Raw genomic sequence first — 12,104 nt, forward strand, 5'->3', positions numbered from 1 at the left:
GAGCCGCGGTTCGTGGAGCAGGCGGCGGCCGCCTACGGCGGGGAGATCACGCTGGTCCACGATCTGGACCGGATCCCGCTGCCGCGCCGCCGCGCCACCTGATCGTCTTTAGGTCCGCCTTCGCTCGGGGTTGCTGTCATGGGGACATGTGGCGATCCGGCATCCCCGTGGGCGCGGCGGCGCTCGTCCCCGCGCTCACCCTCGCGGCCTGCGGACCGGGCCCCGCCGAGCGGCGGGAGTCCCGGCCGGCCGGGGCGGCCGCACCGGCCCGCACGGCCCCGCCCACCGGGGCGGCCCTGGTCGGGGCGCCGGGCACCCCCGCGTTCTGGGGGGACCCGGTGCTGGAGGACGGCTTCGACGGCGAACGCGTCGACACCTCCAAGTGGCTCGTCTACCACTTCCCCAACGCCCCGGTGAACCCGCGTACCAGGGCCGCCACCAGCGTCGCCGACGGCACGCTGAGGCTGACCGGCGGCATCTACGGGGGCCGGGACCTGTCCGGCGGCATCGCCTCGCACCTCAACCAGACCCACGGCCGCTGGGAGGTGCGGATGCGCGCCGAGGCCGGGCAGGGCTACTCGGCGGTGGCGCTGCTGTGGCCGAAGGCGTTCGGCGACCCCGAGTACGCCGAGATCGACTTCGCCGAGGTCATCGACCACACGCGGCAGAGCGTCGGGATGTTCGTCCATCACGGGCCCGACGACGTCATGCGGCAGCGGACGGTCCGGGGGGACTTCACGCGATGGCACACGTTCGCGCTGGACTGGCTGCCCAACGCGCTGACGTTCTGGATCGACGGCCGGAAGGTGTGGTCCTACCGGGGACCGCTCACGCCCGAACGCTCCCAGATGGGCCTGGCGCTACAGAACGATCAGGTGTGTGACCGAGGACCCTCGTTCTGCCGTAACCGTTCCACTCCGAAATGGGTGACGATGTACGTGGACTGGGTGCGCGTTTACCGGGCGCCCCGGTGAAACCACGCTTACCTGGGCAGGAGTCCGCTGTGGCTGTAGAGGAAACAGACGTCGTCGTCATCGGACTCGGCCCCGGGGGGGAGAACGCCGCGGGGCTGCTCGCCGACGGCGGGCTCTCGGTGGTCGCCGTCGAGGAGCGGCTGGTCGGCGGGGAGTGCCCGTACTACGCGTGCGTCCCGACCAAGATGATGGTGCGCGCCGCCGGGCTGCTCGCCGAGGCGCGGCGCGTGCCCGGCATGGCGGGCGACACCGACGTGCGCCCCGCCTGGGAGCCGGTCGCCGCCCGGATCCGGGACGAGGCCACCGACTCCTGGGACGACGCGGTCGCCGTGGAGCGGCTCACCGCGCGCGGGATCGGGTTCGTCCGGGGCCGGGGGCTGCTCACCGCGCCGCGCGAGGTCACCGTGGGCGACCGGGTGTTCCGCGCCCGCCGCGGCGTGCTGCTCAACACCGGCACCGCGCCCGCCGTCCCGCCGATCGACGGCCTGGCGGGCACCCCCTACTGGACCAACCGCGAGGCGGTGCAGGCCAAGGAGGCGCCCGCGTCCCTGCTGGTGCTCGGCGGGGGCGTCGTGGGCGTGGAGTTCGCGCAGGTCTTCGCGCGGTTCGGCACGCGGGTCACGATCGTGCAGGGCGGGGACCGGCTGCTGGAGCGCGAGGAGCCCGAGGCGAGCGCGCTGCTGGAGAAGGTCTTCGCGACCGAGGGCATCGAGGTGCGGACCGGCGCGAAGGTCACCCGCGTCGGCCACGACGACGACGCGTTCACCCTGCACACCCCCGACGGGACGCTGACCGCCGAGCGGCTGCTGGTCGCCACCGGCCGCCGCCCGAACCTCGGGGGCCTGGGGCTGGACGCGGTCGGCCTGGACGAGAACGCCCGCGCCCTGGAGGTGGACGACCGGCTGCGCGTCACCGACGGCCTGTGGGCGATCGGCGACATCACGGGCAAGGGCGCGTTCACGCACGTGTCGATGTACCAGTCCGCCATCGCGGCCCGGTCGATCCTCGGCGCGGACGGCCCGGCCGCCTCCTACCACGCCGTTCCGCGCGTGACGTTCACCGACCCGGAGATCGGCGTGGTCGGCCTCACCGAGGCCGAGGCCCGCGACCGGGGCCTGGCGGTCGCGACCGGCCACGCCGAGCTGGCCGACTCGTCGCGCGGCTGGATCCACAAGGTCGGCAACGAGGGCTTCGTCAAGCTGGTCGAGGACACCGGCCGGGGCGTGCTGGTCGGCGCGACCGTCGCGGGGCCGTCCGGCGGCGAGATCGTCGCGGCGCTGTCGGTGGCCGTGCACGCGGAGGTGCCCACCGCGACGCTCCGCACGATGATCACGGCCTACCCGACGTTCCACCGCGCCCTGGAGTCGGCCCTCGCCGACCTCGGCTCATAACCCGGCCCGCATCGGGCAGGATCGGAGACATGAACCGTCTCAAGGACGCGACCAGCCCCTACCTGCTCCAGCACGCCGACAACCCGGTGGACTGGTGGGAGTGGGGTGAGGGGGCCTTCGCCGAGGCGCGGCGGCGCGACGTGCCGATCCTGCTGTCGGTCGGGTACGCGGCGTGCCACTGGTGCCACGTGATGGCCCACGAGTCGTTCGAGGACGGCGCGACGGCGGCGCTGATGAACGAGCTGTTCGTCAACGTCAAGGTCGACCGGGAGGAACGCCCCGACATCGACGCGGTCTACATGGAGGCCACCCAGGCGATGACCGGGCAGGGCGGCTGGCCCATGACCGTGTTCATGACGCCGGAGGGGCACCCGTTCTACTGCGGGACCTACTTCCCCCGCGAGCACTTCCAGGCGCTGCTGCGGGCCGTGGACAAGGCGTGGCGGGAGCAGCGCGACGACGTCGTCGGGCAGGGGCAGCAGGTCGTGGCGGCGCTGGGCGGGCGTTCGGCGCCGCTGGGCGGCCAGGGCGCGCCGGAGGCCGAGGCGCTCGACCAGGCGGTGCGGACGCTGGCGGGCTCCTACGACGTCGCGCGGGGCGGGTTCGGGGGAGCGCCCAAGTTCCCGCCGTCGATGGCGCTGGAGTTCCTGCTGCGGCACCACGCGCGGACCGGCGACGCCGAGGCGCTCGCCATGGCCTCCCACACCCTGGAGGCCATGGCCCGGGGCGGGATGTACGACCAGCTCGGCGGCGGGTTCGCGCGGTACTCGGTGGACGCTGAGTGGGTCGTGCCGCACTTCGAGAAGATGCTGTACGACAACGCCCTGCTCGCCCGCGTCTACGCCCACTGGTGGCGGCTGACGGGGACGCCGTTCGCGCGGCGGATCGCCCTGGAGACCTGCGACTGGATGCTGCGGGACCTGCTGACCGCGCAGGGCGGGCTGGCGTCCGCGCTGGACGCCGACAGCGAGGGCGTCGAGGGAAAGTTCTACGTGTGGACGCCCGACCAGCTCAAGGCGGTGCTCGGAAACGAGGACGGCGGGTACGCCGCCGGGCTGTTCGAGGTGACGGGCACGTTCGAGCACGGCACGTCGGTGCTGCAACTGCTGCGCGACCCCGACGACCTGGAACGCTACGCGCGCGTCCGCGACGCGCTGCTGGCGGCGCGGGAGGAACGCGTCCCGCCCGCCCGGGACGACAAGGTCGTCGCCGCCTGGAACGGGCTCGCCGTCGCCGCGCTGGCCGAGTGCGGCGCGCTGTTCGGGCGGCCGGATCTGGTCGCGGCCGCCGAGGGCGTGGCGCGGCTGCTGATCGACCTGCACGCCACCGGCGGGCGCGTCGCGCGGACCTCGCGGGACGGGACCGTGGGCGCCCACGCCGGCGTCCTGGAGGACTACGCCGACGTCGCCGAGGGACTGCTCGCCCTGTACGGGGTGACCGGGAACGCCGAGTACGCGCGGGTCGCGGGCGCGCTGCTGGACACCGTGCTGGACCGCTTCGGGGACGGCGAGGGCGGTTTCTACGACACCGCCGACGACGCCGAGCGGCTGTTCCGGCGGCCCCAGGACCCCACCGACAACGCCACCCCGTCCGGGCAGTTCGCGGCGGCCGGGGCACTGCTGTCGCACGCGGCGCTGACCGGCTCGCACCGGCACCGGGAGGCGGCCGAGGCCGCGCTGTCGCCGGTCGCGGCGCTGGCCGGCAAGCACGCCCGGTTCGTCGGCTGGGGCCTGGCCGTCGCCGAGGCGCGGCTGGCCGGACCCGTCGAGATCGCCGTCGTGGGCGACCGGGACGACGAGCGCACCCGCGCCCTCCACCAGACGGCGCTGATGGCGGTGTCGCCCGGCGCGGTGGTCGGCGTGGGCGCGCCCGGCGCGGACACCGTGCCCCTGCTGGAGGGCCGCACGCCGGTGGACGGCGCCCCGGCGGCCTACGTGTGCCGGAACTTCACCTGCCGCCTTCCCGTCACCACTCCCGCGGAGCTGACCCGCGAGCTCCACGGAGCCTGACGGAACTGGATGAGCGGTCCAATTTATGGCAACGTGACCTTGATCTCCTCGGCGCTTGGTGTTACCACTTGGTAGCGGAGACGAGGCTGACTGAACGCGGCCATCGGGACCAGGGTGTCGTCATACGATCCGGGTATCTGGACGGTGGTCGGCGACCGGGACGAACAACGTAGGGAGTGCTGCGGTGCGAAAGCCGAACCGCCGGGTTCTGCCAGCGATCATCGGCGTTTCGGCGGCGACCACCTTGGCCGTCAACGGCGCGGTGCTGGTCGCCCACGGCCAGCGCGACGCCCACCGCGCCCCCACCGAGCCGCAGGCGCAGCGGTTCGTGGCCGCTTCCGGCAATTCGACGATCACGCCCGGTGCGGTCGCGCCGATGGGCCGGCGCCTCACCCCGCACGTGCTGGTCGCCGCGCCGACCACGCTGCCCGCCGACGTCGTGGCGAAGGTCCGCGAGCTGAAGGGCGTCAAGGGCGTGGAGGTCGTCGACGCCGCCCAGGCGATGATCGCGGGCAAGCGGGTCGGGCTGCTGGGCGTGGACCCGTCCACGTTCCGCAACTACACGCCCGAGCCGACCGCCAAGTCCGACGCCCTGTGGCGCAACATCGCGGGCGGCGACGTCGCGATCTCGTTCACGATGGGCAGCGACGGCGGCGTGCAGCTCGGCAGCCAGGTCCCGGTCGGCGGCAAGGACGGCCGGCAGAGCCAGCTGCGGATCGGCGCGTACGCGACGATGGGCATCGGCGACGTCGACGCGGTCGTCTCGCGCGGCAACGCCCAGGCCCTCGGCATGCCCACCGGCAACGCCCTGCTGGTCAGCGCGCCCAAGCAGAAGCTCGACAGGTTCCTCAAGGGACTGCGCAAGGTCCTGCCGAAGCAGGCCAGGGCCGTCGAGATCAACCCGAAGGTCGACGTCCCCAAGGCCGGGCAGCTGCCCAAGGCCAACAACCGGGTCATGACCGCCGAGCAGGTCCAGACGGTGATCCGCGCGGCCTACACGCGGCTCGGCTGGCCGTACGTGTGGGGCGGCGAGTCGGAGGCCGAGGGCGGCTACGACTGCTCGGGCCTGATGCAGTTCGCGTTCGCCAAGGCGGGCATCCGGCTGCCGCGCGTGGCCGCCGACCAGGCCCGCACCGGCTGGGTGATCCCCTACGGCAAGGCCCAGCCGGGCGACATGCTCATCTGGGCCAACGACCCCACCGCGCCCGGCTACATCTCGCACATCGCGCTGTACCTCGGCAACGGCAAGATGATCGCCGCGCCGCGCCGGGGCACGGTCGTGCAGGTCCAGAACGTCTACACCCGCAACATGAAGGGCGCGGTCCGCGTCAACCCGCACCAGGCCGCCCGCACCCCCGGCTAGAGCGGCAGGCCCTCGGCCAGGAACTCCAGGTTCGCGTCCACCAGGGCGGCCAGGTCCAGGGTGGCGTCGCTGTCCAGCCAGGCGTACATCGCCGCCTGGAGCACCCCCATCACCGCCCACGCGAACGCCTGCACGCGCCGGTCGTCGGGGGCGCGTCCGGTGCGTTCCCCGACCAGCTCGGCGACCACGCCGAGCGTCCCGGTGCGCATCGAGTCGATCATCCGGGCGCGCAGCGCGGGCACCTCCAGCATCATCCGGGTCCGGGCGACCATGGTGCTCCGGTCCTGCGCGTCCAGGTGGGGGAGGACCTGGCGGAACGTGGCGCGCAGCGCCGCCAGGGGCGTCAGGTCCGCGGGCTGGGCGCGGAAGAACTCGGCCATCACCGGGTCGTACTCGTCGGTGACGACCAGGTCCTCCTTGGTGGGGAAGTAGCGGAAGACCGTGCTGGGCGACACCTCCGCCGCCGCCGCGACCTGCTCGACGGTCGTGGCGTCGTAGCCCTGGTCGAGGAAGAGCCGCAGGGCGTGCTCCTGGATCGCCCGGCGGGTCCGCAGCTTCTTGCGCTCCCGGAGCGGCAGCCGGTCGAGAGGGTCGCCCGGGGGCGAGGTCTGCTCAGGAAGCGAGGTGCTCATGGCTCGATTCTGATGCATCCTGCGGGGAGCCGCCGGACGGGCGCGGCCCCCGCGGGGGCGGGCCGGGCATGAACGTCCACAGCAGCGCCCCCGTCAGGAACGTCGCCGCCGCGCACACCGCCAGCGCCGCGTCCATGCCCGACACGTAGGCGTCCCGCGCCGACGCCAGCAGCGCCGGGTCCCCCAGCCGCGCCGCCACGGCGGCGGCCCGTCCCACCGAGTCGCGGGCCGCCTCGGCGACGTCGGAGGGCAGGCCGGTCAGGCGCAGGTCGTCCCGGTAGACCGAGGACACCAGGCTGCCCAGCACGGCGACGCCGAGCGCGCCGCCGGTCTGCCGCAGCGTCTGCACCAGGCCCGAGCCGCGCCCGGCCCCCTCGTCGGGGAGCCGCGCCAGCACCGCGTCCATCGCCGGGATCATCGTCAGGCCGATGCCCAGGCCCGTCACGGTCAGCCAGGCCGCGGTGAACCCGTAGCCGTCGCCGGGCGCGGTCAGCGCGCCGAGCCCGAGCCCGGCCGCCAGCACGGCCAGCCCCGCCACCATGACCGGCTTGGGGCCGGTGCGCGGCACGATCCGGTCGGTGGCGATCCCGCCCGCCAGCAGGCCCGCCAGCATGGGGATCAGACGCAGTCCGGTGCCGAACACCCCGTTGCCCCGCACGACCTGGAGGTACTGCGGCAGCACGAACAGGACGCCCGCCATCACCAGCGTCCCGACGATCCCCGCGCCCAGCGCCCACACGAAGATCCGGTCGCGGAACAGCGACACGTCCATCAGCGGGGCCGCCGCGCGCCGCTCCCACAGCGTGAACGCCGCCAGCAGCGCCAGGCCGCCGCAGAGCGCGCCCAGGGTGAGCGGGTCGCCCCAGCCGCGCACCGGCCCCTCGATCACCCCGTACACGAACGCGACCAGCCCCGCCGTCGACAGCAGCGCCCCGAACCCGTCCAGCCGCGGCGCGTCCGCGGCGCGCGACTCGGGCAGCAGGAACGCCACCGCCACCCCGGCGGCCGCGACGACCGGCACGTTCAGCAGGAAGATCGAGCCCCACCAGAAATTCTCCAGCAGCCAGCCGCCCAGCAGCGGCCCCAGCGGCAGGCCGATCGCGGTGGCCGCCGACCAGACGGCGACGGCGCGGGTGCGCTCGTGCGGCGGGAAGATCGTCGGCAGGATCGACATCGACAGCGGCATCATCACCGCCGCGCCGGCCCCCATGAGGACGCGCGCCACGATCACGCCGGTGACGCCGTCCGCGAGCGCCCCGGCCAGCGACGCGGCGCCGAACACCGCCATGCCCGCCAGCAGCAGCCGCCTGCGTCCGAACCGGTCCCCGAGCAGCCCGGCGGGCAGCAGCAGGGCCGCGAACACCAGCACGTAGGAGTCCACGATCCACTGCAGCGCGCTGGTGCCCGCGTGCAGCTCCTCCGAGAGGGTGGCCAGGGCCACGTTCAGGATCGTCAGGTCGAACCCCAGCGTCAGCAGGGCGAGCGCGAGCGCGCCCAGTCCCCACCAGCGCCGCGGGTCGGGCCGCGCCTCCGGCATCGCCACGAGAGTTACTCCTAACTGATTGTCTCTACTAAATGACAGTGACTCTCAAAATTTGACCGATGTCAATGGCCGTGGGGGCTCGACCGGGTCCGGATGGACTTGTAATTTTGATTACATGACTACAAGCGAAGCCGTCGAGGAGGTGCGGGGCTGGTTCACCGGCCGCCTCCCCGACGGCTGGTTCACCGGTCCGCCGGAGATCGTGCTGGACCGCGAGGAGATCAGCGTGATCGGGCGGCTGCCCGAGCCGGCCACCGCGTCCGGCGGCGCCGAGGAGGTCTCCGAGACCGAGCGCGCGGCGCGGATCGCCGGCCATGTCGGCCGGTTCCGCGAGTCGACCCGCGACCAGCGGATCGCCATCGCCCGCGAGGCCGAGCACCGCTTCGGCCAGAAGGTGTCGTGGGGCGTGGCCTGCGGCGGCCACCGGGAGATGTTCACCACCCTGTCGGTGCCGGTGATGACCCGGCTCCGCCAGCCCGAGCGCCGCGTGCTGGACACCCTGGTCGAGGCCGGGGTGGCGCGCAGCCGCAGCGACGCCCTGGCCTGGTGCGTCCGCCTGGTCGGCAAGAACACCGACGAGTGGCTGGCCCGCCTGCGCACCGCCCTGGAGCACGTCGAGCGCGCCCGCGCCGAGGGGCCGCGGGCCTGAGGCCGCCGGGACGGGCCGATCCTTACCCGATCCCGGGGTCCGTTAGGTGTGATCATGGGCATGACCTGGCCTAACGTTCCTCGTGGGGGATCGGGCGAGGGGGTCGGGCGTGGGCTGGATCCGGTGTCTGGACGGAACGTCGCTGGGAGTGCTCCCGGTGCCGTCGCGCGACCGGGGCGGCACCCCCTTCGAGGTCACCCTGGAGCTGCGGCGCGACGGGGACCCGTTCGGCGCGGTGGGGGAGCGCTGCGGGTACTTCCTGGCCGCGCTCGCCGAGCAGGTGGCCGCCGCGCGGGCCGACGGATCGCCGCAGTCCGCCCGCTGGCCCGACCCCGACGACCGGTTCCCCGAGCCCGCGGGGGCGGGCCGGGAACCCGAGCTGTTCGCCTTCCGCTACCGGGACCGCGGGGACGTCGCCAGCACCGGCGAGCTGCGCTGCACGCTGCGCACCTCCTCGATGTGGGTGGGGCCCCACGATCCGCGCCGGGCGGTGGAGGGCCGCTGGCGGCTGGCCCGCCGGGCCGTACTCGACGCCTGGGGCGCGGGCGGGCACGGCGTCCGCGCGGTGCTCACCTCCGCCGCGCTGGCCCGTTTCCTGGACGATCTGCTCGTCGAGGCCGAACGCGCCGGCGTGGGCTACCGGGCGGTCCACCGGGGACCGTCGCCGGGCCGTTCCCCGGGGTTCACCTCCGCGCCCGACCGATCCTGGACGGTATTCAAGAGGGGCCGTTCCGGTGGGACGACCCCGCGGCGGGGGCCATAATTGGGGGGCGTTCCAACGGGGGACGCGCGCTCGAAGGAGAAGATCCGATGGGGGACAGGGTGCGCCGGGACCCGTCCGGCGGTGGAACGGTCTTCGCGGCGATCCGGCGCAGCAAGCCCTACGGGGTGGTGCGCGACGTCGCCTACCGGATGTACGAACGGCGGGTCGGGCAGTCGCTGCCCACCGACGTCGTCCCCCGCCATGTCGGCGTGATTCTGGACGGCAACCGCCGCTGGGCCCGCGAGATGGGCCTGCCCGACGTCAACCGCGGCCACCAGCGCGGCGCCGACAAGATCTCCGACCTGCTCCAGTGGAGCGTCGAGGCGGGCGTGGAGGTGGTCACGCTGTGGCTGCTGTCCACCGACAACCTCAACCGGCCCGCCCGGGAACTGGAGCCCCTGCTCCAGATCATCGAGAACACCGTCCGGAAGCTGGCCGCCGACGGCTGGCACGTCAAGCCGGTCGGCGCCCTCGACCTCCTGCCCGACAAAACCGCACGTGTCCTTAAAGATGCGGGCGAAGCGACATCTGACGCCCCCGGCCTGATTGTGAACGTCGCGGTTGGGTATGGAGGTAGACGTGAGATCGCTGATGCGGTGCGCTCACTGCTCCTTGAGCAGGCGGGCAGGGGCACCAGCATCGAGGAGCTCGCCGAGGTCCTCGACGTCGAGCACATCGCCGAGCATCTCTACACGCGCGGCCAGCCGGACCCCGACCTGGTCATCCGGACCTCGGGGGAACAGCGTTTGTCCGGCTTCATGCTCTGGCAGAGCGCGCATTCGGAGTTCTACTTCTGCGAGGTCCACTGGCCGGACTTCCGGAAGGTCGACTTCCTGCGGGCTCTGCGGTCGTATGCCGCGCGCCACCGGCGCTTCGGTTCCTGAGGGGCCCTCCTCGCTGGCGGAGTCCTCCCCAGCCTTGGAACGTCCCACGCTGACCGCCTCCGGCCGCGTCCGCCCGCCGGCGCGTGCCCTTCGAGAGACGGACCGGCGCGCCACCGGTAGTTCCCCCATTCCCAGGGAGATCGAGTGGCCACAACCCCTCCGCGCCGTCCCGCGTCCGGCCCGTCCGGGCAGTCCGTCCCCTCGGGGGCGGTGGACCGGCGCACGTACGTCCTCGACACCAGTGTCCTGCTGGCCGACCCGGGAGCGATGACCCGGTTCGCCGAGCACGAGGTCGTACTCCCCATCGTCGTCATCACCGAACTCGAGGCCAAGCGTCACCACCCCGAGCTCGGCTACTTCGCCCGTCAGGCGCTCCGCACCCTGGACGACCTGCGGCTGGAGCACGGCCGGCTCGACGAGGCCCTGCCGATCGGCGACCAGGGCGGAACGCTGCGGGTGGAGCTCAACCACTCCGACCCCAGTGTGCTGCCCGACGGGTTCCGGCTCGGCGACAACGACACCCGCATCCTGTCGGTGGCCGGCTGGCTGGCGCGGGAGGGCCGCGACGTCGTCCTGGTCTCCAAGGACCTGCCGATGCGCGTCAAGGCGTCGGCGGTGGGCCTGGCCGCCGAGGAGTACCGGGCCGAGATGGTGGTGGAGTCCGGGTGGACCGGCATGCGCGAGCTGGAGGTCGGCGCCGCGCAGGTCGAGGAGCTGTACGAGACCGGCGGCACGGACCTGGAGGAGGCGCGGGGCCTGCCGTGCCACACCGGGCTGCGGCTGCTGTCGGAACGCGGCTCCGCGCTCGCCCGGGTCCAGCCCGACAAGTCGGTGCGGCTGGTGCGCGGCGACCGGGAGGCGTTCGGGCTGCGCGGCCGGTCCGCCGAGCAGCGCATCGCCCTGGACCTGCTGATGGACGAGGAGATCGGCATCGTCTCGCTGGGCGGGCGCGCCGGGACCGGCAAGTCGGCGCTGGCGCTGTGCGCGGGCCTGGAGGCCGTGCTGGAGCGGGGCCGGCATCGCAAGGTCGTGGTGTTCCGGCCGCTGTACGCGGTCGGCGGCCAGGAGCTGGGCTACCTGCCGGGCACCGAGGGCGACAAGATGTCGCCGTGGGCCCAGGCGGTCTACGACACGCTCTCGGCCGTGACGACGCCCGAGGTCATCGAGGAGGTGCTGGACCGGGGGATGCTGGAGGTGCTGCCGCTCACCCACATCCGGGGCCGGTCGCTGCACGACTCGTTCGTGATCGTGGACGAGGCGCAGTCGCTGGAGCGCGGTGTGCTGCTGACGGTGCTGTCACGGATCGGCGCGGGCTCGCGGGTGGTGCTCACCCACGACGTCGCCCAGCGCGACAACCTGCGGGTCGGGCGGCACGACGGCATCGCGGCGGTCGTGGAGCGGCTCAAGGGCCACCCGCTGTTCGCGCACGTGACGCTGACGCGTTCGGAGCGCTCGCCGATCGCGGCGCTGGTCACCGACATGCTCGGCGACGTCACCGGATAAAAGCCGACAAATAGTTACACAAGGGGCGTTTCGGGGGCTTTTCGGCCGCCGGGGCGCCCCTTGGCGCGTGTGGCAGGGGCTGTCGATTCCGTCGCGGAGAGTGATCGTTAAACATCAATCCGTGTACTTGTGATGAAGGTCACATGAACTAAGGCAGAAGTAAAGAAACCCTGTACTGGCTGGGGTTTTGCCATTTCTTGGGGTGAGTTGACAACCGCCCCGCCCAGAGCATCTGTCTCGATTTGGTTGCGGAGCATCCCTCGGCTTCGGGCATTGTGTGTCCCCGTAAGCACCCCGAGTGGGGCGAAGCCGGCCAACGCGGACCCTGATCCCGGCCGGAGCGCGCCGCTCAGGGCCGGGGCCGTCCGGAACACGGGCGGCGGCCGGGCCAGG

Annotated in this window: 10 protein-coding genes; 8 read left to right on the forward strand and 2 right to left on the reverse strand. The window is 73.2% G+C overall.

Features of this window, described 5'->3' with window-relative positions; translation table 11 throughout:
- Nucleotides 1-146 precede the first annotated feature (146 nt).
- The 4 genes from AKI01S_RS17015 (at nucleotide 147) to AKI01S_RS17030 (ending at nucleotide 5,737) form a co-directional block, all read left to right on the forward strand.
- Nucleotides 147-974 carry a glycoside hydrolase family 16 protein gene (locus tag AKI01S_RS17015; protein WP_083999708.1) on the forward strand — a complete coding sequence of 276 codons (828 nt, stop codon included), beginning with the start codon at nucleotides 147-149 and terminating at the stop codon, nucleotides 972-974.
- A gap of 29 nt (nucleotides 975-1,003) precedes the next feature.
- The gene (locus AKI01S_RS17020; RefSeq protein WP_067818046.1) at nucleotides 1,004-2,365 is read left to right on the forward strand and encodes a dihydrolipoyl dehydrogenase family protein; all 1,362 of its coding nucleotides are present in this window, start codon (nucleotides 1,004-1,006) and stop codon (nucleotides 2,363-2,365) included.
- 29 nt (nucleotides 2,366-2,394) lie between these two features.
- Nucleotides 2,395-4,374 carry a thioredoxin domain-containing protein gene (locus AKI01S_RS17025; protein ID WP_067818049.1) on the forward strand — a complete coding sequence of 660 codons (1,980 nt, stop codon included), beginning with the start codon at nucleotides 2,395-2,397 and terminating at the stop codon, nucleotides 4,372-4,374.
- A gap of 184 nt (nucleotides 4,375-4,558) precedes the next feature.
- Complete coding sequence (locus AKI01S_RS17030) at nucleotides 4,559-5,737, forward strand: C40 family peptidase (RefSeq protein ID WP_067818052.1); 1,179 nt, start codon at nucleotides 4,559-4,561, stop codon at nucleotides 5,735-5,737.
- Here the strand turns inward: AKI01S_RS17030 and AKI01S_RS17035 are convergent.
- Nucleotides 5,734-6,369 carry a TetR/AcrR family transcriptional regulator gene (locus AKI01S_RS17035; protein ID WP_067818057.1) on the reverse strand — a complete coding sequence of 212 codons (636 nt, stop codon included), beginning with the start codon at nucleotides 6,367-6,369 and terminating at the stop codon, nucleotides 5,734-5,736. The genes AKI01S_RS17030 and AKI01S_RS17035 overlap by 4 nt on opposite strands.
- Nucleotides 6,350-7,906 (reverse strand): DHA2 family efflux MFS transporter permease subunit, encoded by a 1,557-nt coding sequence (locus AKI01S_RS17040; protein ID WP_067818196.1) that lies wholly within the window; start codon nucleotides 7,904-7,906, stop codon nucleotides 6,350-6,352. The genes AKI01S_RS17035 and AKI01S_RS17040 overlap by 20 nt, the downstream gene beginning before the upstream one ends.
- A 121-nt stretch (nucleotides 7,907-8,027) precedes the next feature.
- Here AKI01S_RS17040 and abmR point away from each other — a divergent pair, with 121 nt between their 5' ends.
- The 4 genes from abmR (at nucleotide 8,028) to phoH2 (ending at nucleotide 11,711) form a co-directional block, all read left to right on the forward strand.
- The gene (abmR, locus tag AKI01S_RS17045) at nucleotides 8,028-8,561 is read left to right on the forward strand and encodes an ATP-binding transcription factor AbmR (RefSeq protein ID WP_067818060.1); all 534 of its coding nucleotides are present in this window, start codon (nucleotides 8,028-8,030) and stop codon (nucleotides 8,559-8,561) included.
- A gap of 109 nt (nucleotides 8,562-8,670) precedes the next feature.
- A complete protein-coding gene (locus AKI01S_RS17050) occupies nucleotides 8,671-9,324 on the forward strand; it encodes a hypothetical protein (protein ID WP_245681658.1) in 654 nt (217 codons plus the stop codon).
- Between the two features lie 47 nt (nucleotides 9,325-9,371).
- Complete coding sequence (locus AKI01S_RS17055) at nucleotides 9,372-10,208, forward strand: isoprenyl transferase (protein WP_083999712.1); 837 nt, start codon at nucleotides 9,372-9,374, stop codon at nucleotides 10,206-10,208.
- 210 nt (nucleotides 10,209-10,418) lie between these two features.
- Nucleotides 10,419-11,711, forward strand: a complete 1,293-nt coding sequence (phoH2, locus tag AKI01S_RS17060; protein ID WP_067818203.1) for an RNA 5'-3' helicase PhoH2 — start codon at nucleotides 10,419-10,421, stop codon at nucleotides 11,709-11,711.
- Nucleotides 11,712-12,104: the final 393 nt, after the last annotated feature.

Origin of the sequence: Actinomadura kijaniata NBRC 14229 (assembly GCF_001552175.1) — a bacterium.
GTDB classification, from domain to species: domain Bacteria; phylum Actinomycetota; class Actinomycetes; order Streptosporangiales; family Streptosporangiaceae; genus Spirillospora; species Spirillospora kijaniata.